Origin of the sequence: Klebsiella sp. AqSCr (assembly GCF_008452795.1) — a bacterium.
Lineage (GTDB): Bacteria > Pseudomonadota > Gammaproteobacteria > Enterobacterales > Enterobacteriaceae > Klebsiella > Klebsiella pneumoniae.
Genome location: NZ_MJDM01000001.1, coordinates 42,993 through 65,247, shown reverse-complemented (window position 1 = coordinate 65,247; position 22,255 = coordinate 42,993). Strand labels below are relative to the sequence as shown.

Genomic DNA, 22,255 nt, shown 5'->3' with positions numbered 1-22,255 from the left:
GTCCTCCGGAATTACACGCATTCCGCAAAAAGCTGTTTGCGATCGTTCGGGACCTGGCGAATCTCCACTTCGACGCCCTTGCCCACCAGTTGTTGTAGCTGTTCTATTTCTGTCGGCAGTAAATTAATCGCCTTAGAGATATTTTTACTGCCCTCTTTAGCCTTTATTCCGCCAAGATTTATGCTTTTTATTTCGTCGATGGCGCTGGCAATACGCCAGGCGTCATTAACCGACTCCACAACAATAAATAAATTATATTTATCGGTAACCCCGCTTTTTATTGCCTCAATAGAATCATTTACATTTTTAATCACCAGCTTCACCGAGGGCGGTTTGGCAAGCTTAATGGTGGTTTTCCGCAGCTCATCACCAGGGACGCTATCGTTGGCGATTAAAATACAATCGGCGCCGACATATTGGGTCCAGGAAAAGGCCACCTGGCCGTGAAGTAATCGATGGTCTACCCTTAATAATGTAATCATCATGCTTCCTCATTTCAGAAGTCTTTATCCATAGTCATCGCGCTGGCAATCGTTTGATTGCAGTACTGAATGCTCTCTTTGGCGTTTGTTAATGCCTCGGTAATTAATTTTTCGGTATCGTCTTCCGCTGCGGAAATCAGCAAGTCAATAATTAACGGCAGATTTAAACCGGATAATAAATGGAAATGTGGGCGAGATAAAAAACGAACAAACTCGTTATTCACGCTACCGGCAAAAATATCCGTAATTACGATCAGCTCATCCTGCGCCGGGAAACGCGCCACTAGCGCTTCCACCTGCTGCGTCAGATCGACCTCTTCTTCCACGTAGGCACACAAGGTATGTATATCGGGTTGTTTACCGAGGATCAGTTCCACGGAGTTCAACAAACCGTTAGCAAAGCTGCCATGGCTGGCAAAAATATAGTGTCGTTTCATCCTTACCTCGAAAGCGCATTCCACTGCTTTCTTAATTGCAACCGACGTGCCAGAAACAGTGGCGCGTCGGCTAACGTAAGGATAAAAAAGAAGAGATGTGTTAAAAGTCTTGATCTTCCTGAATAAATTCCGTTTCCCGCGTCAGGATATCGTGAATGTAGCAGAGCTCTACAACGGGAATTTTGACACTATACCCGCTCTCTATGACACTAAAGGCCTCGCGTAGCGTAGCCAGCTCGCGATCCGGACACTGCCCTCCAGTGTATTGGGCTGGGGAAGCGTGACGAATTAATCGCTCTATCAAACAGCTTATATGCACATACAGCGCGACCTTACGATCGTTAGGTACATCGCGCCCGGCCAGATGCTCATAGCGCAGCAAAAACTGCTCAACCTGGTTGATCACCTTAGCCGTATCGAGGATCGTCACCGACTCGATCACCCGGCGCAGCGAAAAGTTTTTCAGGATCAGGTTGTTGATCTCGCTGACCTGCTCCGCCGTCGCCAGTTCGCCAAAAATGCGCATCAGCGGACGACTCCCTTCGCCAGAGATCAGCGAATCCAGCGAGATCCATGGTAGATCGGCAAGATGCGGATCCAGGGTGCCGACGATCGCCAGCACCTCATAGCGGCTTAGCATCGGCTCCCGTCGCGCGGGATCGGCAAGGGTCTCCACATCGCAGGCCACAATATCAATGCCAAGCGCTTCAGGAATGCTGGCTTTTAACAGCGCCGACAGATTCGCCGCCGCGCCCAGACCGGTCGCGCAGGTGGTTAAAATCGCCCGCGGCTTATCGGTTTGCGGGTAATAGAGCTGGTGCTCAATCGCAAGGTCATCGCCGATCTCGCGGACGATATCTTCCAGCATAACGCCCTGCAAAATGCGCTCCCCGACGTACATCGCCATACCGGTGGAGACATTGTTGATGATCGCCATCGGCGTACTCAGGCGACGATTAAAATGGCGGTGAATGGCGTTCAGCGATCCCATGTCGACCAGGATTATCAATCCTGATGCCAGGGCATGGCTCTCTATGTAGGCCATCACCTGGTTAGCGATAGCCTCCGGCGTCACGTCCAGCGGCATATCGAATGACTCAAAGAGCTGGCTTTTCAGCAAGCGGTTCGCCACGTTGGCGATGCTGCTGGCGGTAGCGTAACCGTGAGCGAGAATTATCGCCCGGGTCACCTGCTGCTGGCTGATGGCGCCATTCTTGTGGAACCACAGCACTAACAGCAGCAGGTCGATACGCTGGGGTTCAATATCCAGCTTCAGCGTCAACGCACCGAGGATCGCTTCGCAAAAGCGATACAGCAGCGGAAACTTCTGTACCAGGAAGTCCTCCAGCTGGCGGGCTTTTTCATTGTTTATCGTGGACTGCGGCTGTCGGGATCGGTGGATCAGGTAGTGGCTCAGCGCGTAGAGGCAGTTGCCGTTAAACTGGATATTGAAGCGCTTTTCCAGGCGATAATACTCCTCCCGAACCTGATGAGCGATCAGCAGCAGCATCTGCGAGCTACTGGAGTCATGATTATCAAAGATCAGCCGATCGAAGAGGGTTTCAATCTCTTCCCCCATGCTCCTTTGCGCCTCTTCCCAGACCGTTTTTTTATTCAGCACCGCTTCATACTGCGCCAGAACCCGACACTGAACGTCATAGATCAGCCCCTGTACCGGGTCGCGCGCGCGCAGCAGCCAGACCAGGCTGGTCTGCGGCTCGATAAGCAGCGGCTCCTGCTGGCCCATCGCTTCGCTGAGCGCTGGCGTCGCGGCCATGACATTTTCCGGCAGATCGTGCAGCGTCACGGTCAACATTTCGCGGCCCGGAGACCTGGCCCAGGCTGACGCCACGGCGTACTTCACCACATTCTTCAGCTCGCCGACGTTGCCCCGATAAACATACTGCGTCAGGACCTGCAACAGTCGCGGCGTTAGTTGCAGCCGGGCGGCAAGCGTGCGCGCCTCCTGCCAGAAAAACTGTAGCGTTAGCGCCTCCTTCTCCTCGCGGCTACGGTGTTGAAGATCGGGCAAGCTAACCAGGATCGGAATTCGGCGCAGGAAGGTGGTGAGAAAAGTGCTGTGAATATCTTCGGTGGTGGCAAACACCAACCGCAGCGAAATCGGCAAGCCTTGCGCGGTCTCCCCCACCCGGTAGATCTCCTTACGATCCAGCCAGGTGAACAGCTTCTCCTGTCCCTGAGCATCCAGGCGATGGACCTCATCGAGAAACAGCATCCCGCCGTTTGCCGCCTCAAACGCCCCCGCTTTATCGCTCTGCGCACCGGTAAACGCGCCTTTGACGTAGCCAAACAGGTTGGCGGCCAGCAGCTCCGGATTACTCGCATACTGCGCGCAGTTAAAGCTCACAAAGGGGGCATCGGGCGCCAGCAGCCCCTGGGCGATGGCGAACTCATGCATCAGCTCAGCCATATAGCTTTTGCCGGTCCCGCTGTCGCCGGTGATCAGCAGCGGTAGCCCGCCGTTAGGATAAAACAGCGCGGTTTTCATCTGCTCAATCGGTTTACGCAGGCTGCCGTCATGCCCGGTCAGCAACGAAAAATGGTCCGCCTGCTCCGGCTGGCGGTCGCTCTCCGCGAGTAACTCCGCCATGCTGGCATACTCACTGCGGGAAAGCGGGTAGAACTGCTGGCAAAAGGCTTTTTTATGCAGAAAATAGACCGGCCGGGTGTTGATTTTCACCAGCACGTCCTGAGCGACCAGCTGATTGAGATAATGGCTGGCGGTATTTCTTTGCATCGCGAAACGCCGGGCCAGCCAGCTGGCGGTAAAGACCTCGCTCAGGTTATCCGGATCGAAAAAATCGGTCTGATTTTGCAAAAAAGCCAACAGTTCCGTTTTACGCATCGCATCCCCCTCTTCGCCATTACGAAGGGATATGATGCGGGAAAAGAGAGGCTTATCGACGGCCCGTGCTGTTTTTTTGCGGTCCAGCGCACACTCCTGGCTAAGCCGACTTCGCGTCGGCCAGATCCATCGTCATTTCATACTGCTGCAGCGAGAGCGGCGTATAGCCGGCCGCGGCAAACAGCGGCGTAAAAGTTTCCGGGACCGTCACCGAAGTACCAATGCCCGGGAACTGCTGCGCCAGTGCCATCAGCAGCTCACGCGCCAGCCCCTGGCGGCGGGCGGAGGGCTCCACCCACAAAAACGACAGTACAGGGCGCGAGCCCGCCGTCGTTAGAACAGCGAAGGCGCGCTGTTCCAGCGTCACGACCTGACATGGCAGAGTGGCGAAGGTAAGCGGATCCAGCAGCCAGGGAAGCTGGCTGTTACTCTCCTCAATGGCGCGCCGAAGCAGGGACAGGGTGGGATAAAGCTGCAATACGCCCGGCACCGGGGGCAGAAGTTCTGTACTCAGGTAGCCGCAGAGCCCATAGCGTCGCGTAAAGCCCAGCGACTGATACAGCGCGACGGCCGCATGGTTATCGCGGATCACCTCCAGGAATACCGTCTCGATCCCCTGCTGTTGCAAAAGCATCAGCAGCTCCTGCATCAGTTTCCGGCCCAGGCCTTTGCCGCGCCAGGCCGGGCGCAGGGCAAAGGCCGCCAGGCGAGCGGCACTCCCCCGGCGCGCGACGATCGCGATCGCCGCCGGTTCATCTCCGGCCAGCCAGACGCGGGAATCGACCAGGCTCATCCCCTCGGCGCTAAAACGCTGAACAAATCCCTCTACCGACTGGGTAACAGGCACCAGGTAGGCTTCAAAACAGGCGTTGAGAATATCCGTTAACTGCACGCTGCTGAACTGCGTGGCGGGAACGGCGGTCAGCTCCATACTTTTCTCCCGAAGGCTGCTATGCTGAGGTGATGAAAACTAACACTATAACTGCCGGTGCCGTATTACGCCTGACTCAGGAGAGCGATATCGCCCTTCTGCCCGCCATTGAACGTTCTGCCGCCCAGGCATTTCGCCAGATCCCTTCTCTCGCCTGGCTGGCGGACAGCGAGGTGATTAGCGTTGCGCGCCATCATGATTATCTGGAAACGGAGCATAGCCTGCTGGCGGTAGCCGCCGGGCAACCCGTTGGCTTTATTCTGACCGAACCGCTCGACGATGCGTTATTTATCGTCGAAGTCGCCGTCCACCAGGCCTGGCAGCAACAGGGCATCGGCCGGATGCTGCTGGAGCGGGTTATCGAGAGCGCACGGCAGATGGGCTACCCGGCGGTAACCCTCACCACCTTCCGCGAGGTGCCGTGGAATGCGCCGTTTTATACCCGTCTGGGATTCGCCATGCTCGATGAGCTGACCCTGCCCGCCGGGCTGGCGGCAAAAAGGGAACAGGAGACCCGGCACGGCCTGCCGCCCGAGTCGCGCTGCGCCATGCGCCTGGCGTTGTAGACTTCAGCACTGATTTCAGCGGCGCAATATGGTACAAAGTACCATTCAAAACTTACCCGTTGTTACCGTATGTCCTGGTCAATCGATATTATTTCCTGCATAACCGATCGCTTTGTGGAACTCACGGCGACCGAAAAACGCATTGCGCAGTTTATTCTCGATGATGTCGCGGCGGCGGCGGAGCTGCCCATCGCCGAGATAGCGCGTCTGACGCAAACCAGCCAGGCTTCGGTCACCCGTTTTGCCCGGGCGCTCGGCTGTAAAGACGTCCGCGAGCTGAAGATGAAGCTTGCGCAATCTCTTGCGGTCGGCCAGCGGTTTATCCTCGATGTTCCGGATCTCGAAGGCGTCCAGGGGATCTATGAGTCAATCATCAGCGTACTGGAGACCAACCGGCGGGCGCTGGATATCGAGGCGCTGAAGCGCGCGGTGAGCTGGCTGAGCGATGCGCGGCAGATCCTCGCCCTGGGGATGGGCGGCGGTTCGACCATCTGCGCTCAGGAAATTCAGTATCGCCTGTTTCGCCTCGGTCTGCCGGTAGTCAGCCAGAGCGATGGTCTGCTGGTACGCATGATGAGCTCGGCGGTGACGCCGCAGGATGTGGTGATCGTGCTGTCTCTGGGCGGCTATACCCGGGAAATCATCGAGAGCGCGGCGATTGCCAGCCAGTACGGCGCGAAGGTTATTGCGATTACCCCCGCCGGAACGCCGCTGGCTGAACAGGCGGATCTGGTGCTACCGCTGCTGGTACGGGAAAACGACTATATCTTTAAGCCCAGCACTTCCCGTTACGCGATGCTGGCGATGGTCGATGTGCTGGCCACCGAACTGGCGATGGCCAACAAAACCCAGGCAAAAGGCAAATTACGCCGTATTAAGCTGGCGCTCGACAGCCACCGCGGCGGCGTCGATCGGCAGCCGCTGGGGGACTAACTTTTACTGGCGGAGATAAACCTCTCCGCCTGCTCGCGGGTACGTTCCACGGCCTGTCCGGCGCGATAAAGATCGCTGCCCAGACCGGCACCGGCGCACCCCGCCTGTATCCAGGTCGCCAGACTTTCCGGCGTCACGCCGCCGACCGCCAGCACCGGAACCTCCGGCGGCAACACCGCTTTCAGCGCGCGAATATAGTCCGCGCCGAATGCTGATGACGGAAAGATTTTCAGCCATTGCGCCCCGGCATCCTGCGCGCTAAACGCCTCGGAGGCCGTCGCGCAGCCGGCGCACACCAGCATCCCCTTATCTACCGCGCGGCGGATCACCGCCGGGGCCGTATTGGGCGTCACGATAAGTTTCGCCCCAGCTTCAGCGAGAAAATCAACCTGTTCAACCTTCAGCACCGTTCCCGCGCCAATCATCGCCCGCTCGCCAAACTGACGCACCATCGCCGGAATACTTTGCTGCCAGTCCGGCGAATTGAGCGGGATTTCGATATAGCGAAAGCCTGCATTTATTAGCGTCTCAATATGATCTGCCGCCTCAGCGGGTTGAATGCCGCGTAAAATCGCCACCAGCTTAATCTTGTCCATCAATCATCCTCGCTATACCCGAAAGAAACGCCGCCTCGCCGGAGCAACAGGAAACGGCTAACCCACGCGCCGCCATCGCCTGCTGATAACGGGCGTTGAGCGAGTGCTCACCAACCAGCACCACGCGGCTGGCGCGATAGCGTTCGCTGAATGTCGCCACCTCCGCGCCAATCAACAGCCCGGAGAGATAATCGCTCACCGAAGTCGCCGCCAGCGCGCCTAACACCCGCGCGGCGCGGGCGCTAAAAAGCCCGGACAATAACGCCGGCTGATTTAACCCTTTTTCTATACCGAGGGCGAAAGCGGCTTCATCCGGCAACTGCGCAGGCAGTTGCTGGCCGAGCAGCGAATGGTTAAGCAGCAGGTGATGCAGTTCGCCGGTCATCGCCGTGGCGAACTGGCGCACCACGCCGTTTTGCACCTGCACCCATTTGCAGTGGGTGCCGGGCATCACGTAACACTCCGCGGGCATCAGTTGCCAGGCGCCCAGCAGCTGCGTTTCTTCACCGCGCATTACGTCGTAATCTGCAGCCTGCGCCACTTTCAGCCCCGGCACGATCCACACTTTTTCCGCCACCTCATATAACTGACCGTTGAGTGCCTCCAGCGCCAGCGGGCAGGCCAGATAAGGCACCGGTTGCCAACCGGCATCGCTGCCGATCATGCCCGCCATCACCACCGGCAGCGCGGGGTCGCCGCGCCACGGCGCCAGCTGCTGCTGAAATACCGCTTCGGCGCGCTGCCCGTTCAGACGCGTGACGCCGCAGGGCAGTTTCAGCTTGTCGATGCATTCGCCATCACGCATCCGCCATGCCCGCAGCTGGGTGGAGCCCCAATCGACGGCAATATACTCGTTCATGATTGCCCCTTACCCGCGTGAGGTATGACGTTTGCCAATCGGCAGCGGCGGCGGCGTTGGGCGGCTTTCACGCTCGCGGGTAATCATCTCCAGCGCCTGCTCGCGGCTCATGCTGCTGGCCGGGGTCAGTAACGTCACCACAACCGAGGCCACCAGGCTCGTCAGCACCGCCGGAATACACGGGTTGCCCCAGAACGCCAGCCAGTCGCTATCCACCAGCACCGCAACCGATGCCCCGGCGCCGCCGGCCAGCGCGGCGACCGCGCCCTGCCAGTTAAAGCGTGTCCAGAAACGGCCAAGCATGGTGCAGATAAACATCCCGGACATAATCATCGAGATCATTTTGGTGATGTAGCTGATGATGTCGTTGGAGGTCAGGGCAAACAGCAGCGCCAGCGCAATCACCAGAACCAGGAAGATCCGCGACAGGCGAATCGCTTTCTCCGGCGCGGGCATATGGCCGGTCACCAGGGTGTAGAGGTCGCGCAGCATAATGGACACCGCGGCGATGGCATCAGAGCTGCCGGAAGACATATTGGCCGACATGCCGGCAATCAGGATCGCCATCGCCAGCACCGGCGGCAGCACCTGGGTGGCAAACAAGAAGGCGAAGCCGCTGTTCTCCAACTGCGGGTTCATGGTCCATACCGCCATACCGATGATCGCCGGCAGGAAGGAGAATCCCAGATACAGCAGGCCGGTAATCGTGAAAGAGTGGCGTACCGAAGAGACGGTCTTCGCTGAGTAAATACGCTGGCGATAAGAAGGCGTCGCCAGCACGCCGACGCCGATCACCATCGCCAATGATAGCGCCGGCAGCACGCCTAATTTATCGACCGCGAACAGGCTTTGCGCCGCCGGATCGACGGCCTGCTGAATATGGCTCCAGCCGCCAACGTGATGAACCGCCAGTATCGCCATTAAAATAAAGCCCACGAACAGCACGATCGATTGAATGGTATCGATCCACACCACCGCGGAATAGCCGCCGATACCGACATAAACCACAAAAGCCAGCGCGATAATAATTTTCGCGACATTAATATCAATGCCGCTGGCCCACGCCAGATATAATCCGCCGCCTAATATATGCGCCCCCAGCCAGCCGATAGAGGCAATAAAAATAAGTATCGCGACGAGGTTTTTAATAATTTTACTGCCGCCGGTGTAATACGACATTTCTTCACTCATGGTCATGAAGCGAAGTTTACGTACCGGTGCGAATAACCATGCCACCAGCAGGATCCCCACCGCGCCGCCGAGGCCGTAAAGCATCCCGGCCCAGCCGTTGCTGTAGCCAAAGCCGACGGCGCCGACGCTGGAGCCGGTCCCCACCATGGTGCCGACCGTCGAACCGAGAGTGAGGATCATCGGCAGCGAACGACCGCCAAGTAAAAAGTCTTCGCCGGTTTTCTGTTTGCGCGAAACGTACCAGCCTAAGGTAATCATCGCGCAGGCATAAACGGAAAACCAAATCATAAATGACATATTATTCATGGCTCACATCCAGACGTAATAAATAATATTCGTGCCGCTGAATATTATGAGTTAACAGGAACCATGCCTGAAAAAAGGCATAGCGAACCCAGTGGCACCGATTTATTTATTCACTCTGGTGCCGATATCACACTTTTTTGATGCTCCCTCCCGCAAAGGGAGGGATTTATTTTAGGTTTCGAGCGTTATTGTCGCGCAGCGTTAAAACAGGTCACATCCACTTCGACTTTACAATCCACCACCAGGTCCGCTACGCAGCAGATGCGGGCAGGCGGGTTGTCGCCAAAGAACTCGCGAAATACCTTATTGAACGACTGAAAATAGCGCGCATCGGTGAGGATCACTTTAACATGCACCACGTCGGCCAGGGTGTAGCCCGCTTCGGTCATGATATCTACGCAGTTCTGAATCGCCAGACGCGACTGGTCGACAATCCCGCCTTCCACCACTTCCCCGTCCTTCATCGGCGTCTGGCCGGAAACGTACAGCCAGCCTCCCGCTTCCACCGCCCGCGCGAACGGCAGGTGCTGCCCGCCGGTACCGGTACCGCCTTCTACGCCATAACGCTTGATACTCATACTCAACTCCTTAGTCCATCCGACGACGCAGGAAACGCCCTGCCCGTCCGGTAATTTTCTTATCACTGCCGTAGCTCATCACGCCGTTGACCATCACCGCCTCAATGCCGTCCGCCGGTCGTTTCGGGTCGGAGAAACTGGCGACATCGCGCACCGTCTGCGGGTCAAACAGCACCAGGTCGGCAAAGTAGCCAATTTTCACCAGCCCGCGATCCGCCAGCTGGAAGCGCGCCGCCGACAGCCCGGTCATCTTGTGTACCGCGGTAGTCAGCGGGAATAGCTGCTCGTCGCGGCTATAGTGGCCGAGCACCCGCGGGAAGGCGCCCCACAGGCGCGGATGCGGCATCGGATCGTTCGGCAGCCCGTCAGAGCCAATCATGGTGACCGGATAGCGCATCACCCGCCGTACGTCCTGCTCATCCATGTTGTGATAAATAGCGCCCGCCGGCATCAGCCGCGCCGCGGCGTCGTGCAGGCTCACCTGCCACTCATCGGCGATCTGCTGCAGCGTTTTCCCCGCCTGCTCCGGCTGCGCTTCGGACCAGGTGATCACGATATCAAACTCGTCGGTCACCTGCTTCATATCCAGCGTCGACGAGCTGGCGGAGTAGGGATAACAGTCGCAGGCGATATCCTGCTGCTGGCGCATCTCATCGAAAAAGGCCAGCGTCTCTTTGGTACGCCCCCAGTTTTTCGCCCCGGCGCACTTGTGGTGCGAAACCACCACCGGCACGTTGCCGTGGCGACCAATACGGAAGGCTTCGTCCAGCGCCTCGAGAATCGGCTCAAACTCTGAACGTAAATGGGTGGTATAGACGCCCTTCCCGGCCGCCAGCTCTTCCGCCAGCGCCATCACCTCCTCGGTGGTCGACTGGAAGGCGCTGGCGTAGGCCAGCCCGGTACTGAGCCCTAATGCTCCCTGGCGCAGCGCATCGCGTAGCTGTACGCGCATGCCGGCGATTTCCGTCTCGTTCGCCGGACGAAACAGATCGTCCATATGGTTATTACGCAGCGCGGTGTGACCGATTAACGTGCCGACATTCAGCGACGGTCGCGCCGCCTCCACCGCATGGGCATAAGCCTCCACGGTGGGATAGATAAAGTGTTGCTGCTCGCCGAGGAGATTCATCGGGTCCGGCACTTCCCCCCGCATGGTGGCGGTCGCCGCACTGATCCCGCAGTTGCCGACGATCACCGTCGTCACCCCCTGGCTGAGCTTCGGCAAGTACTCCGGCATGCGGATCACGTTGATATCATCATGGGTATGCACATCAATAAAGCCCGGCGCCAGTACCCGCCCCTGGCCATCAATCACCTGCTCCGCCGCAACGTCCAGCGCCGGGGCGATAGCCATAATTCGATCGCCCTTCACCGCCACATCAGCACGGTATTGCGGCCCGCCGCTCCCGTCGATCACCGTGACGTTTTTGAAAAGCCAGTCAACTTTCATAGCAATTACTCCCTTTCGACATGCCGATAAGTTAACCATTTACAAGCGCAAAAAACAGTGGAAAACTACGCAAAACTCAGATCGTTTTGTGATACTTTTATTCAAAACGAATAACATTTTTATATTAAAAATATATTTATCAAATAGTTATAAATGATACCCAGCGACTAACCGATTATAAACCCTGAAAGGATAGTGTTATGAAATACCATTCAGCACCGATCATCCCGCACAAATCCGCCCTCATGTCCGCGCCGGCTAATCTGCTGGCGGAAGAGGTCTGTCTACCCGCCGCGCTGCTAAAAAAGTCGGCGCTGGAAAATAATATTTCATGGATGCAGCGCTACGCCGACGCCCGCGGCGTATCGCTGGCGCCGCATGGTAAAACGACAATGACGCCATGGATATTTCAGGCGCAGCAGCGAGCGGGGGCGTGGGGGATCGGCGTGGGCAGCGCCTGGCAGGCTAGCGCGGCAATGGCCAGCGGCATCCAACGCGTCCTGATGGTTAATCAGCTGGTCGGCAAAGCCAATATGCAGGTGGTCGCGCAGCTAAAAGCCCACTATCGGGCGGTGGATTTTATCTGCTGCGTCGATAGCGAGGTCAACGTGCGCGCCCTCTCCGCATTCTTCGCAGACCAGGGACAAACGCTGGATGTACTGATTGAACTTGGCGTGCCCGGCGGGCGCTGCGGCTGTCGTAGCGTTGATGACGCGCTGGCGCTGGCGCAGCGGGTAAGCGACCTGCCGGGGCTACGGCTACGCGGACTGGAATTGTATGAAGGGGTGCTGCACGGCGACGATCCGCAGCCGCAGGTGGAAGCGCTGCTACAGCAGGCCGCGGCGCTTGCCTGCCGCATGGAGCCGCTGGTTGACGGCGAATTTATTCTCACCGGCGCAGGCACCGTCTGGTATGACGTGGTATGCAACATCTGGCTGGCGGCGGCAAAACCGCGTCGCTGCCGTATCGTCATCCGCCCTGGCTGTTATATCACCCACGATCGCGGGATCTACGATCTCGCCCAACAAGAGCTGATCGCCCGCGATCCGATTGCCTGCGATCTCGCCGGCGATCTTACATCAGCGCTGGAGCTGATGGCGATGGTGCAATCGGTGCCGGAGGCGGATCGCGCGGTGGTAAACTTCGGCAAGCGCGACTGCGCTTTCGACGCCGGGCTGCCGCAGCCGATCGCCCATTATCGTAACGGCCAGGAGTTAGCGCTGCGCGCGGAGTCGATCGTCAGCACCGGCATCATGGATCAGCACTGTATGCTGCGCCTGGCGCCGGGCAGCGATGTGCAGGTCGGCGATATTCTGCTGTTCGGCACCTCGCACCCGTGTCTGACCTTTGATAAGTGGAAGACGTTGCTGCTGGTCGATGACGACTACAACGTGCTGGACGAGCTCGACACGCTGTTTTGACAGGCATCCGGATAGCGGCGCTTCGCGCCTTACCCGGGCTACACAACCCGCGACGTTCGGTAGCCCGGCTAAGCGTAGCGCGAGCCGGGGGATGTATCGGGTAGCGGCGCTTCGCGCCTTACCCGCCCCGGCGCAAGGCGCAAATCTCATCATGCAATGAACGACTGATAATGACCCCCTGCCGTTCACTCTGCTGGCGGCAGGCAAAACGCCGCTCGCCCGGTAGACGCGCCCCTTGTTCCTGCATACCCATGAACAGCGTTTCGGCGCGCGCCAGCTGCTCTGGTGCCTGCGCGCCGAGAAAACGCTGCGGATCCAGCGCCAGAATCAGCTCGCCGCCGTAGGGGAGACCGCCCGCGCCGTTATCCCACGCCAGCGATTCGGCGCTGGTCATATCGCCGATAAGCGGCCCGGCCAACAGCTCAACCATTGCCGCCAGCGCCGAGCCCTTATGGCCGCCGAAAGTCAACATCGCGCCGTTCAGCACCTCTGCGGCATCGGTCGTTGGCTGTCCCTGACTGTCGATTCCCCAGCCTTCCGGTAGCGCTTTGCCGGCGCGCTGATGCAGCTGGATCTCGCCGCGCGCCGCGGCGCTGGTCGCCATATCAACAATAAACGGCGGCTTATCCTGCCGCGGCCAGCCGAAGGCGATGGGGTTGGTGCCGAACAGCGGACGTGTGCCGCCCGCCGGGGCGACCCAGGCGTGGCTTGGCGTACAGGCCAGCCCTACCAGCCCTGCCTCGGTCAACGGCTCAATATCGGCAAACAGCGCGGAAAAATGAACGCAGCGATTGATTGCCAGCGCCGCAATGCCATTGTGGCGCGCCTTCTCCAGCAGCAGCGGCAGCGCGCGCTCGTAGGCCAGCAGTGAAAAAGCGCCCCCGGCGTCCGCCCGCGCAATCCCCGGCGCCTGGTCATGGATCTGCGGCTCGGCATCGGGCGATACCTTACCTTTGCGCAGGGTATCGACAATGCCCAACAGCCGCCACAGGCCGTGGGAAGCGCAGCCGTCGCGCTCCCCGGCGGTCACATTGCGGGCAATCGCCGCCGCGTGGTCGGCGCTAAATCCATTGGCGCTGAGTACCTCCAGCGCCAGGTCATAAGCTTCAGGTAACGATAGAGTTACCGACTCCATACTGTTCTCCTTTACTCTTCTTCGTCTCCGCTAAAGTTAGCCTGCGGCAGGCAGCTGCGCGCGCCCCAGTAGTAAATCCCCAACGACATCGCCGCCATCCGGGAGGTGAACGACGCGCGGCTGATTGCCCGCCCCTCCGCGCACAGCGTGCTGTTTGAAACCGCCGACGGCGGCGGCGTGGTTTACTGGCAGAAACTGATCCTCTGCTGCAGCGCGGGCGGCCTGCAGGCGGTGGCGGATACGATGAACCAGGCCGGAGGCGACGTGACGAATATCATTGAGCAAGCGCCGCTCCCGGCGCTGGCAGCACTTCGCCGACGCCATAAACCGCGCCTTCCGGCTGGCGGAATCTTTGAAAAACGCGGCGACGCCGGAGAGCCTGCTGTGCCGCTGCGAGGATGTGCGCTGCGGCGACGTGGCTGCCGCCGACGACTGGCTGCAGGCCAAACTGACCCAGCGCCCGCTGGCTGTATGGCTGGCCGCTGCCGCAGCCGAGAGAGCCGCTGTCCCCCGCCCGCGCGGAAACGCTTATTGCCCTCGCCAGGCTGAGCGCCGAGCCGTAACCGCTACTCTTCTTCATCACCGCGCCCGGCAGGGACGCCAAGCGCAATAAACTCCTCCAGCAGGGAGGTCAGTTGCTGCAGCTTTTCCGTGGTGAACTGGGCCTCCAGCAGGCGATAGGTCTCTTCCACCTCCGCCTGGGCGCTTTCGTACAGCGCAGTTCCGGCAGGCGTCAGCGAGACGTACAGCTTGCGCTGATCGTTAACTGGCTTTAAGCGCAGCACCAGCCCATCCCGCTCCATACGCGTCAAAATACCGGTCAGACTGGGGCGCAGGATACAGGCGCGAAAGGCCAGATCGTGAAAGTCCATCGATGGACGTTCGGCGAGAATTCGCACGATCCGCCACTGCTGTTCGGTGAGATTGTGTCGTTTGACGATCGGTCGAAAGTAGGCCATCGCCGCTTCACGCGCCTGCAACAAGGCAATGGTTAATGAATCATGCATAGTATCCCCTCAACAGCCTCACCAAAAACTTATTAATAACTTAATAATTAGCGTTAATCCTGCCATGTACAACCGGTTTCTGCACCTGAAAAGTACCAGTCTTTTCCTGAAAAATATTCAATCTATTGATTTATAACAAATAAGTAATTGTTATGTAAATATTGTGTTAATCCGATCACAAAACATTCACTTCTATTTGCCAAACCGGCGCGCAAAGAATAAAAGATGATCATTAACATATTAATGAAATCCCTTTGAACCGAAATCTGTCCCAGAGGAGTGGTGAATGAAAGGTACCATCTTCGCCGTTGCGCTCAATCATCGCAACCAGCTCGACGCCTGGCGCGAGGCGTTTCAACAGGCCCCCTACAAGACGCCGCCGAAAACCGCGGTCTGGTTTATCAAGCCGCGCAATACCGTAATTGGCGATGGCGAAGCGATCCCGTATCCGCAGGGCGAGACCGTACAAAGCGGCGCAACGGTGGCGCTGATTGTCGGCAAAACCGCGCGTAAAGTGGCGGCGGAAGAGGCGGCGAACTATATCGCTGGCTACGCGCTGGCTAACGATGTGAGTCTGCCGGAAGAGAGTTTTTATCGCCCGGCGATCAAAGCCAAGTGCCGCGATGGCTTCTGCCCCATCGGCACGCTATCGGCGGTACGCAACGTCGACGATCTGACCATCATCACCGAAATCAACGGCCGCGAGGCGGATAGCTGGCATACCGGCGATCTGCAGCGTAATGCCGCGCAGCTGCTGAGCGCCTTGAGCGAATTCGCCACCCTCAATCCCGGCGACGCGATCCTTATCGGCACGCCCCACTCCCGCGTCACGCTGCGCCCCGGCGACCGGGTACGTATTCTCGCCGACGGTTTCCCGGCGCTCGAAAACCCGGTTGTCGCAGAAGGAGAGCTGGCATGAAACAGGCACGCATTGAATGGCAAGGACAGGTACGCGACGTGCTGGTCAATGAACGCGACCAGGTGCGCCTGGACGATGGCACGGTATTAAAAGAAGGTGAATTCCGCTGGCTGCCGCCCGCCAACGGCACGCTGTTCGCGCTGGGGCTGAATTACGCCGACCACGCCAGCGAGCTGGAATTTAAACCGCCAACTGAGCCGTTGGTGTTTATCAAAGCGCCAAACACTTTTATTGGCCACCAGCAGCAGTCGGTACGCCCGGATAACGTCGAATACATGCACTACGAAGCCGAACTGGTGGTGGTGATCGGGAAAACCGCGCGCCGCGTCAGCGAAGCCGAGGCCATGGACTATGTCGCTGGCTATACCCTGTGCAACGACTACGCGATCCGCGACTATCTGGAAAACTACTACCGCCCGAACCTGCGGGTGAAAAGCCGCGACACCCTGACGCCGATCGGCCCGTGGATCGTCGCCAAAGAGGCGATCCCGGATCCGCATAATCTGGCCCTACGCACCTGGGTCAACGGCGAACTGCGCCAGCAGGGCACCACCGCCGATCTGATCTTCAGCATCCCGTTCCTCATCGCTTATTTAAGCGAATTTATGACCCTGCAACCGGGCGACATGATCGCCACCGGCACGCCGAAAGGGCTATCCGACGTGGTACCGGGCGACGAGGTGATCGTTGAAGTCGAGGGCGTGGGCCGCCTGGTCAACCATATCATCAGCCAGCAAGCGTATGAGGAGACACTGTCATGAAAAAGATTAACCATTGGATCAACGGTAAAAACGTTGCCGGCGCAGACTATTTTCATACCACCAACCCGGCCACCGGCGAGGTACTGGCGGAAGTCGCCTCCGGCGGTGAAGCCGAAATAAACCAGGCGGTGGCGGCGGCGAAAGAGGCCTTCCCGAAGTGGGCTAACCTGCCGATGAAAGAGCGCGCGCGCCTGATGCGCCGCCTGGGGGATCTGATCGATCAGAACGTCCCGGAGATCGCGGCGATGGAAACCGCCGATACCGGCCTGCCGATCCACCAGACCAAAAACGTGTTGATCCCGCGCGCCTCACACAATTTCGAATTTTTCGCCGAAGTATGTCAGCAGATGAACGGCAAGACCTATCCGGTCGACGACAAGATGCTCAACTACACCCTCGTGCAGCCGGTTGGCGTCTGCGCGCTGGTGTCGCCGTGGAACGTGCCGTTTATGACCGCCACCTGGAAGGTGGCGCCGTGCCTGGCGCTGGGGAATACCGCGGTGCTGAAAATGTCCGAACTGTCGCCGCTGACCGCCGATCGTCTGGGCGAGCTGGCGCTGGAAGCCGGGATCCCGGCTGGCGTACTCAATGTGGTGCAGGGCTACGGCGCCACCGCCGGCGACGCGCTGGTGCGCCATCATGATGTGCGCGCCGTCTCCTTCACCGGCGGCACCGCCACCGGCCGCAACATCATGAAAAACGCCGGTCTGAAAAAGTACTCCATGGAGCTGGGCGGAAAATCGCCGGTGCTGATTTTTGAAGATGCCGATATCGAGCGCGCGCTTGACGCCGCGCTGTTCACCATCTTCTCGATCAACGGCGAACGCTGCACCGCCGGCTCGCGCATCTTTATTCAGCAGAGTATCTACCCCGAGTTCGTTAAACGCTTCGCCGAGCGCGCCAATCGCCTGCGCGTAGGCGATCCGACCGATCCGAACACCCAGGTCGGCGCGCTGATTAGCCAGCAGCACTGGGAGAAAGTGTCCGGCTACATTCGCCTCGGCATCGAAGAGGGGGCCACCCTGCTGGCCGGCGGCGCGGATAAACCGTCCGACCTGCCGGCGCATCTGAAAGCCGGCAACTTCCTGCGCCCGACGGTGCTGGCGGATGTCGACAACCGTATGCGCGTCGCCCAGGAAGAAATTTTTGGCCCGGTCGCCTGCCTGCTGCCGTTCAAAGACGAAGCGGAAGGGCTGCGCCTGGCGAACGATGTGGAATACGGCCTGGCGTCGTATATCTGGACCCAGGACGTCAGCAAAGTGCTGCGTCTGGCGCGCGGTATTGAAGCCGGGATGGTGTTCGTCAACACCCAGAACGTGCGCGACCTGCGTCAGCCGTTCGGCGGCGTGAAGGCCTCCGGCACCGGCCGCGAAGGCGGCGAGTACAGCTTTGAAGTGTTCGCCGAAATGAAAAACGTCTGCATCTCGATGGGCGACCATCCGATCCCGAAATGGGGAGTCTGATATGGGTAAGTTAGCGTTAGCAGCAAAAATCACTCACGTGCCGTCGATGTATCTGTCTGAGCTGCCGGGGAAAAACCACGGCTGCCGTCAGGGCGCGATCGACGGGCATAAAGAAATTGGCAAGCGCTGCCGTGAAATGGGCGTCGATACCATTATCGTGTTTGATACCCACTGGCTGGTCAACAGCGCCTACCACATCAACTGCGCCGACCATTTTCAGGGCGTCTACACCAGTAACGAACTGCCGCATTTTATTCGCGACATGACCTACGACTACGACGGCAACCCGGAGCTGGGCCAGCTTATCGCCGACGAGGCGGTGAAGCTCGGGGTGCGTGCCAAAGCGCACAATATTCCCAGCCTGAAGCTGGAGTACGGCACCCTGGTGCCGATGCGCTACATGAATAGCGATAAGCATTTCAAAGTGGTATCCATTTCCGCCTTCTGTACCGTTCACGATTTTGCCGACAGCCGCAAGCTGGGCGAGGCCATCCTCAAGGCCATCGACAAATATGACGGCACCGTGGCGGTGCTGGCCAGCGGTTCGCTGTCGCACCGCTTTATCGACGACCAGCGCGCCGAAGAGGGGATGAACAGCTACACCCGCGAATTTGACCATCAAATGGATGAGCGGGTGGTGAAGCTATGGCGCGAGGGCAAATTCAAAGAGTTCTGCACCATGCTGCCGGAGTATGCCGACTACTGCTACGGCGAAGGCAACATGCACGACACGGTGATGCTGCTCGGCCTGCTGGGTTGGGATAAATACGACGGCAAGGTGGAGTTTATCACCGAGCTATTCGCCAGCTCCGGTACCGGCCAGGTTAACGCCGTGTTCCCGTTGCCAGCGCAGGCGTAAGGGGGCCCCATGCCGCATTTTATCGCCGAATGTACCGACAACATCCGCGAGCAGGCCGATCTGCCTGGGCTGTTCGCCAAAGTCAACGAGGCGCTGGCCGCCACCGGCATCTTTCCGATCGGCGGGATCCGCAGCCGCGCCCACTGGCTGGATACCTGGCAGATGGCCGACGGCAGGCAGGATTACGCCTTCGTGCATATGACCCTGAAGATCGGCGCCGGGCGCAGCCTGGAGAGCCGTCAGGACGTGGGAGATATGCTGTTCGCGCTGATCAAATCCCACTTCGCGACGCTAATGGAGAGCCGCTATCTGGCGCTGTCGTTCGCCATGGAAGAGCTCGACCCGACGCTGAACTACAAACAAAACAACGTGCACGCGTTATTTAAATAATGTGCAAATTGCCCGGTGGCGCTGCGCTTACCGGGCCTACAACGGCCATGAATTTGTAGGCCGGATAAGCGAAGCGCCATCCGGCAATACAATGCCACAGGAATCACTATGCTCGATAAACAGACCCGTACCCTGATTGCCCAGCGGCTGAACCAGGCCGAAAAGCAGCGTGAACAGATCCGCGCGATCTCGCTGGATTATCCGTCGATCACCATTGAGGACGCCTACGCCGTCCAGCGCGAGTGGGTCGAGATGAAGATCGCCGAAGGCCGCGTGCTCAAAGGCCACAAGATCGGCCTGACCTCTAAAGCGATGCAGGCCAGTTCGCAGATCAGCGAGCCGGACTACGGCGCGCTGCTCGACGATATGTTCTTCCACGACGGCAGCGATATTCCCACCGACCGCTTTATCGTTCCGCGTATCGAAGTCGAGCTGGCCTTCGTGCTGGCCAAACCGCTGCGCGGCCCGAACTGCACGCTGTTTGATGTCTACAACGCCACCGACTACGTTATCCCGGCGCTGGAGCTTATCGACGCACGCTGCCACAACATCGACCCGGAAACCCAGCGTCCACGCAAAGTGTTCGACACCATCTCCGACAACGCCGCCAACGCCGGGGTGATCCTCGGCGGCCGGCCGATTAAACCGGACGAGCTCGACCTGCGCTGGATCTCCGCCCTGCTGTATCGCAACGGCGTAATTGAAGAGACCGGCGTCGCCGCGGGCGTACTCAATCATCCGGCCAACGGCGTGGCCTGGCTGGCCAACAAGCTGGCGCCGTACGATGTCCAGCTCGAAGCCGGGCAGATTATCCTCGGCGGCTCGTTCACCCGCCCGGTCCCGGCGCGCAAGGGCGATACCTTCCACGTCGACTACGGCAACATGGGCGCCATCAGCTGCCGGTTTGTCTAGGAGAAACACCATGAATAATGCCTTTAAAGACGCCTTAAAAGCGGGCCGTCCGCAAATCGGCCTGTGGCTTGGGCTGTGCAGCAGCTACAGCGCCGAACTGCTGGCCGGCGCGGGCTTCGACTGGCTGCTGATCGACGGCGAACACGCGCCCAACAATGTACCAACGGTGCTGACCCAGCTGCAGGCCATTGCGCCCTACCCCAGCCAGCCGGTGGTGCGTCCGTCGTGGAACGATCCGGTACAAATTAAACAACTGCTGGACGTCGGCGTGCAAACCCTGCTGGTGCCGATGGTGCAGAACGCCGAAGAAGCGCGGCTGGCGGTCAGAGCCACCCGCTACCCGCCTGCCGGCATCCGCGGCGTCGGCAGCGCGCTGGCCCGCGCCTCACGCTGGAATCGCGTCCCGGATTATATCCACCAGGCCAATGACGCCATGTGCGTCCTGGTACAGATTGAGACCCGCGAAGCGCTGAAAAATCTGCCGCAGATCCTCGATGTCGAAGGGGTGGACGGCGTGTTTATCGGCCCGGCGGATCTCAGCGCTGATATGGGCCACGGCGGCAATCCGCAGCACCCGGAAGTGCAGGCCGCCATTGAAGATGCCATCCAGCAAATCCGTCAGGCCGGCAAGGCGCCGGGGATCCTGATGGCCAATGAACAGCTGGCGAAACGCTATCTCGAACTGGGCGCGCTGTTCGTCGCCGTCGGCGTCGATACCACCCTGCTGGCCCGCGGCGCAGAAGCGCTGGCGGCCCGTTTTACCCACACCGCAACCACCACAACCGATAACAATAAATCCGTCTATTGAACGGATAATGTGGAGCGCAACATGACTACCTCTACCCTGCAACACAATGATAATAAAGCCGTTGAAGTAGAAAACCGGGTGATCAAAAAGCTGTTCCGCCGCCTGATTACCTTCCTGTTTGTTCTCTTTGTTTTCTCATTTTTGGATCGAATTAATATCGGCTTCGCCGGTCTGACGATGGGTAAAGATCTCGGCCTGACCTCCACCATGTTCGGCCTGGCGGCGACGCTGTTCTACGTCACCTACGTGCTGTGCGGGATCCCCAGCAATATCATGCTGGCGAAAGTTGGCGCGCGCCGCTGGATCGCCGGGATCATGGTGGTCTGGGGGATCGCCTCGACCTGCACCATGTTCGCCACCAACCCGCATACGCTGTACATCCTGCGCATGCTGGTCGGCATCGCCGAGGCCGGTTTTCTACCGGGGATCCTCGTCTATCTGACCTGGTGGTTCCCGGCCTACCATCGCGCCCGCGCCAACGCCCTGTTTATGATCGCCATGCCGGTGACCATGATGCTCGGCTCGATACTTTCCGGCTATATCCTGGCGCTCGACGGCCTGTGGAACCTGAAAGGCTGGCAGTGGCTGTTTCTGCTGGAAGGCCTGCCGTCGGTGGTGCTCGGCGTCGTCACCTGGTTCTTCCTCAACGACACGCCGGATAAAGCCAACTGGCTGGATAACGAAGAGAAACAGGCGCTGAAGGCGATGATCGATCGCGAACGGGAACATGCGGCGATCGTCCCGGCTTCGCCGCGCTCCACGCTGCGCGAAGTACTGACGCCAGCGGTGCTGATGTATACCCTCGCCTACTTCTGCCTGACCAATACCCTCAGCGCCATTAATATCTGGACGCCGCAGATCCTGCAGAGCTTTAACACCGGCAGCAGCAATATCATGATTGGCCTGCTGGCGGCGATCCCGCAGTTCTGCACCATTTTCGGTATGATCTGGTGGAGCCGCCGCTCCGACCGGCGCAAAGAGCGCAAGATGCATACCATCCTGCCCTACCTGTTCGCCGCGGCGGGTTGGCTGCTGGCTTCGGCAACGCACCACAGCCTGATCCAACTGATCGGCATTATTATGGCTTCGGTGGGATCCTTTACCGCGATGGCCATTTTCTGGACCACCCCGGATCGGGTGATCAGCCTGCAATCGCGTGCGGTAGCGCTGGCGGTGATCAATGCCATCGGCAACGTCGGCTCTGCCGTCAGCCCGCTGTTGATCGGCATATTACGCGATACCACCGGCAGCTTTAGCTCCGGGCTGTGGTTTGTCGCCGGGCTGCTGATCGTCGGCGCGCTGGTGCTCACCCGCATTCCGATGAGCCAGCGCGAGGACGCCGCCGCCGCACCGGGCTTAGCGGCGCAAAAAGGCCACTAAGGAGC

The 22,255-nt window shown here is 59.1% G+C and carries 23 protein-coding genes and 2 pseudogenes; 14 read left to right on the top strand and 11 right to left on the bottom strand.

The window, feature by feature from the left end; translation table 11 throughout:
- Positions 1–11: 11 nt before the first annotated feature.
- From BHE81_RS00325 to BHE81_RS00310, 4 genes are all read right to left on the bottom strand, one after another.
- Entirely contained in the window at positions 12–482 is a 471-nt protein-coding gene (locus tag BHE81_RS00325; protein ID WP_004177515.1) for a PTS sugar transporter subunit IIB, read from the bottom strand.
- Positions 483–496: 14 nt separating this feature from the next.
- The gene (locus tag BHE81_RS00320) at positions 497–919 is read right to left on the bottom strand and encodes a PTS sugar transporter subunit IIA (protein ID WP_004177518.1); all 423 of its coding nucleotides are present in this window, start codon (positions 917–919) and stop codon (positions 497–499) included.
- 100 nt (positions 920–1,019) lie between these two features.
- Positions 1,020–3,785 carry a sigma 54-interacting transcriptional regulator gene (locus BHE81_RS00315; protein WP_023343067.1) on the bottom strand — a complete coding sequence of 922 codons (2,766 nt, stop codon included), beginning with the start codon at positions 3,783–3,785 and terminating at the stop codon, positions 1,020–1,022.
- A 100-nt stretch (positions 3,786–3,885) separates the two neighbouring features.
- On the bottom strand, positions 3,886–4,716 hold the full coding sequence (locus tag BHE81_RS00310) for a GNAT family N-acetyltransferase (RefSeq protein ID WP_004177523.1): 831 nt from the start codon (positions 4,714–4,716) through the stop codon (positions 3,886–3,888).
- 32 nt (positions 4,717–4,748) lie between these two features.
- Here BHE81_RS00310 and BHE81_RS00305 point away from each other — a divergent pair, with 32 nt between their 5' ends.
- A complete protein-coding gene (locus BHE81_RS00305; protein WP_002887560.1) occupies positions 4,749–5,282 on the top strand; it encodes a GNAT family N-acetyltransferase in 534 nt (177 codons plus the stop codon).
- 69 nt (positions 5,283–5,351) lie between these two features.
- Positions 5,352–6,215 (top strand): MurR/RpiR family transcriptional regulator, encoded by an 864-nt coding sequence (locus tag BHE81_RS00300; protein ID WP_004177525.1) that lies wholly within the window; start codon positions 5,352–5,354, stop codon positions 6,213–6,215.
- Here the strand turns inward: BHE81_RS00300 and BHE81_RS00295 are convergent.
- The 5 genes from BHE81_RS00295 to BHE81_RS00275 form a co-directional block, all read right to left on the bottom strand.
- Entirely contained in the window at positions 6,212–6,811 is a 600-nt protein-coding gene (locus BHE81_RS00295; RefSeq protein WP_004177527.1) for a 2-dehydro-3-deoxy-6-phosphogalactonate aldolase, read from the bottom strand. The two genes, BHE81_RS00300 and BHE81_RS00295, sit on opposite strands and share 4 nt — an antisense overlap.
- The gene (locus BHE81_RS00290; RefSeq protein ID WP_004177528.1) at positions 6,798–7,670 is read right to left on the bottom strand and encodes a 2-dehydro-3-deoxygalactonokinase; all 873 of its coding nucleotides are present in this window, start codon (positions 7,668–7,670) and stop codon (positions 6,798–6,800) included. Before BHE81_RS00290 ends, BHE81_RS00295 begins: the two co-directional genes overlap by 14 nt.
- Positions 7,671–7,679: 9 nt before the next feature.
- Positions 7,680–9,167, bottom strand: coding sequence for a sodium:solute symporter family protein (locus BHE81_RS00285; RefSeq protein WP_004182852.1), 1,488 nt, complete (start codon positions 9,165–9,167; stop codon positions 7,680–7,682).
- A gap of 185 nt (positions 9,168–9,352) precedes the next feature.
- Complete coding sequence (locus BHE81_RS00280) at positions 9,353–9,745, bottom strand: RidA family protein (protein WP_004177530.1); 393 nt, start codon at positions 9,743–9,745, stop codon at positions 9,353–9,355.
- Positions 9,746–9,755: 10 nt separating this feature from the next.
- Positions 9,756–11,195 (bottom strand): N-acyl-D-amino-acid deacylase family protein, encoded by a 1,440-nt coding sequence (locus BHE81_RS00275; protein WP_002887553.1) that lies wholly within the window; start codon positions 11,193–11,195, stop codon positions 9,756–9,758.
- Between BHE81_RS00275 and BHE81_RS00270 the strand changes: the two genes are divergently transcribed.
- Entirely contained in the window at positions 11,173–11,352 is a 180-nt protein-coding gene (locus BHE81_RS00270) for a hypothetical protein (protein ID WP_009485350.1), read from the top strand. The genes BHE81_RS00275 and BHE81_RS00270 overlap by 23 nt on opposite strands.
- 43 nt (positions 11,353–11,395) lie before the next feature.
- Positions 11,396–12,616, top strand: coding sequence for an amino acid deaminase (locus BHE81_RS00265; protein ID WP_023343066.1), 1,221 nt, complete (start codon positions 11,396–11,398; stop codon positions 12,614–12,616).
- A gap of 118 nt (positions 12,617–12,734) precedes the next feature.
- Here BHE81_RS00265 and BHE81_RS00260 read toward each other — a convergent pair whose 3' ends face one another.
- Positions 12,735–13,751 (bottom strand): Ldh family oxidoreductase, encoded by a 1,017-nt coding sequence (locus tag BHE81_RS00260; RefSeq protein WP_032414121.1) that lies wholly within the window; start codon positions 13,749–13,751, stop codon positions 12,735–12,737.
- Between the two features lie 90 nt (positions 13,752–13,841).
- On the opposite strand from BHE81_RS00260, the pseudogene BHE81_RS28520 reads away from it, so the two are divergent.
- Positions 13,842–14,314 (top strand): annotated as a pseudogene (locus BHE81_RS28520) (hypothetical protein); the annotation flags it as partial.
- Positions 14,315–14,317: 3 nt separating this feature from the next.
- On the opposite strand, the gene hpaR reads toward BHE81_RS28520, so the two are convergent.
- Positions 14,318–14,758, bottom strand: coding sequence for a homoprotocatechuate degradation operon regulator HpaR (gene hpaR / locus BHE81_RS00245; RefSeq protein ID WP_002887503.1), 441 nt, complete (start codon positions 14,756–14,758; stop codon positions 14,318–14,320).
- Between the two features lie 64 nt (positions 14,759–14,822).
- Between hpaR and BHE81_RS27965 the strand changes: the two are divergent.
- The 9 genes and pseudogenes from BHE81_RS27965 (at position 14,823) to hpaX (ending at position 22,250) form a co-directional block, all read left to right on the top strand.
- Positions 14,823–14,987 (top strand): annotated as a pseudogene (locus BHE81_RS27965) (hypothetical protein).
- A gap of 57 nt (positions 14,988–15,044) precedes the next feature.
- On the top strand, positions 15,045–15,677 hold the full coding sequence (locus BHE81_RS00240; RefSeq protein WP_023343063.1) for a fumarylacetoacetate hydrolase family protein: 633 nt from the start codon (positions 15,045–15,047) through the stop codon (positions 15,675–15,677).
- A complete protein-coding gene (locus tag BHE81_RS00235) occupies positions 15,674–16,438 on the top strand; it encodes a fumarylacetoacetate hydrolase family protein (protein ID WP_023343062.1) in 765 nt (254 codons plus the stop codon). Before BHE81_RS00240 ends, BHE81_RS00235 begins: the two co-directional genes overlap by 4 nt.
- Positions 16,435–17,901, top strand: a complete 1,467-nt coding sequence (gene hpaE / locus BHE81_RS00230) for a 5-carboxymethyl-2-hydroxymuconate semialdehyde dehydrogenase (protein ID WP_002887494.1) — start codon at positions 16,435–16,437, stop codon at positions 17,899–17,901. The genes BHE81_RS00235 and hpaE overlap by 4 nt, the downstream gene beginning before the upstream one ends.
- A 1-nt stretch (position 17,902) precedes the next feature.
- Positions 17,903–18,760: a 3,4-dihydroxyphenylacetate 2,3-dioxygenase gene (hpaD, locus tag BHE81_RS00225; RefSeq protein ID WP_004178507.1), complete on the top strand. Its 858-nt coding sequence runs from the start codon at positions 17,903–17,905 to the stop codon at positions 18,758–18,760.
- A 9-nt stretch (positions 18,761–18,769) separates the two neighbouring features.
- Complete coding sequence (locus BHE81_RS00220; protein ID WP_004151392.1) at positions 18,770–19,150, top strand: 5-carboxymethyl-2-hydroxymuconate Delta-isomerase; 381 nt, start codon at positions 18,770–18,772, stop codon at positions 19,148–19,150.
- Positions 19,151–19,258: 108 nt separating this feature from the next.
- Entirely contained in the window at positions 19,259–20,062 is an 804-nt protein-coding gene (hpaH, locus tag BHE81_RS00215) for a 2-oxo-hept-4-ene-1,7-dioate hydratase (protein ID WP_002887487.1), read from the top strand.
- 10 nt (positions 20,063–20,072) lie between these two features.
- Positions 20,073–20,870, top strand: coding sequence for a 4-hydroxy-2-oxoheptanedioate aldolase (hpaI, locus tag BHE81_RS00210; protein WP_023302452.1), 798 nt, complete (start codon positions 20,073–20,075; stop codon positions 20,868–20,870).
- Positions 20,871–20,891: 21 nt separating this feature from the next.
- Positions 20,892–22,250: a 4-hydroxyphenylacetate permease gene (gene hpaX, locus BHE81_RS00205; RefSeq protein ID WP_004222447.1), complete on the top strand. Its 1,359-nt coding sequence runs from the start codon at positions 20,892–20,894 to the stop codon at positions 22,248–22,250.
- Positions 22,251–22,255 lie beyond the last annotated feature (5 nt).

What these genes read in the sequence shown, in the direction of transcription:
- BHE81_RS00325 (WP_004177515.1), bottom strand. Translation starts at nt 482, where the DNA reads ATGATTACATTATTAAGGGTAGACCATCGATTACTTCACGGCCAGGTG.
- BHE81_RS00320 (WP_004177518.1), bottom strand. Translation starts at nt 919, where the DNA reads ATGAAACGACACTATATTTTTGCCAGCCATGGCAGCTTTGCTAACGGT.
- BHE81_RS00315 (WP_023343067.1), bottom strand. Translation starts at nt 3,785, where the DNA reads ATGCGTAAAACGGAACTGTTGGCTTTTTTGCAAAATCAGACCGATTTT.
- BHE81_RS00310 (WP_004177523.1), bottom strand. Translation starts at nt 4,716, where the DNA reads ATGGAGCTGACCGCCGTTCCCGCCACGCAGTTCAGCAGCGTGCAGTTA.
- BHE81_RS00305 (WP_002887560.1), top strand. Translation starts at nt 4,749, where the DNA reads ATGAAAACTAACACTATAACTGCCGGTGCCGTATTACGCCTGACTCAG.
- BHE81_RS00300 (WP_004177525.1), top strand. Translation starts at nt 5,352, where the DNA reads ATGTCCTGGTCAATCGATATTATTTCCTGCATAACCGATCGCTTTGTG.
- BHE81_RS00295 (WP_004177527.1), bottom strand. Translation starts at nt 6,811, where the DNA reads ATGGACAAGATTAAGCTGGTGGCGATTTTACGCGGCATTCAACCCGCT.
- BHE81_RS00290 (WP_004177528.1), bottom strand. Translation starts at nt 7,670, where the DNA reads ATGAACGAGTATATTGCCGTCGATTGGGGCTCCACCCAGCTGCGGGCA.
- BHE81_RS00285 (WP_004182852.1), bottom strand. Translation starts at nt 9,167, where the DNA reads ATGAATAATATGTCATTTATGATTTGGTTTTCCGTTTATGCCTGCGCG.
- BHE81_RS00280 (WP_004177530.1), bottom strand. Translation starts at nt 9,745, where the DNA reads ATGAGTATCAAGCGTTATGGCGTAGAAGGCGGTACCGGTACCGGCGGG.
- BHE81_RS00275 (WP_002887553.1), bottom strand. Translation starts at nt 11,195, where the DNA reads ATGAAAGTTGACTGGCTTTTCAAAAACGTCACGGTGATCGACGGGAGC.
- BHE81_RS00265 (WP_023343066.1), top strand. Translation starts at nt 11,396, where the DNA reads ATGAAATACCATTCAGCACCGATCATCCCGCACAAATCCGCCCTCATG.
- BHE81_RS00260 (WP_032414121.1), bottom strand. Translation starts at nt 13,751, where the DNA reads ATGGAGTCGGTAACTCTATCGTTACCTGAAGCTTATGACCTGGCGCTG.
- hpaR (WP_002887503.1), bottom strand. Translation starts at nt 14,758, where the DNA reads ATGCATGATTCATTAACCATTGCCTTGTTGCAGGCGCGTGAAGCGGCG.
- BHE81_RS00240 (WP_023343063.1), top strand. Translation starts at nt 15,045, where the DNA reads ATGAAAGGTACCATCTTCGCCGTTGCGCTCAATCATCGCAACCAGCTC.
- BHE81_RS00235 (WP_023343062.1), top strand. Translation starts at nt 15,674, where the DNA reads ATGAAACAGGCACGCATTGAATGGCAAGGACAGGTACGCGACGTGCTG.
- hpaE (WP_002887494.1), top strand. Translation starts at nt 16,435, where the DNA reads ATGAAAAAGATTAACCATTGGATCAACGGTAAAAACGTTGCCGGCGCA.
- hpaD (WP_004178507.1), top strand. Translation starts at nt 17,903, where the DNA reads ATGGGTAAGTTAGCGTTAGCAGCAAAAATCACTCACGTGCCGTCGATG.
- BHE81_RS00220 (WP_004151392.1), top strand. Translation starts at nt 18,770, where the DNA reads ATGCCGCATTTTATCGCCGAATGTACCGACAACATCCGCGAGCAGGCC.
- hpaH (WP_002887487.1), top strand. Translation starts at nt 19,259, where the DNA reads ATGCTCGATAAACAGACCCGTACCCTGATTGCCCAGCGGCTGAACCAG.
- hpaI (WP_023302452.1), top strand. Translation starts at nt 20,073, where the DNA reads ATGAATAATGCCTTTAAAGACGCCTTAAAAGCGGGCCGTCCGCAAATC.
- hpaX (WP_004222447.1), top strand. Translation starts at nt 20,892, where the DNA reads ATGACTACCTCTACCCTGCAACACAATGATAATAAAGCCGTTGAAGTA.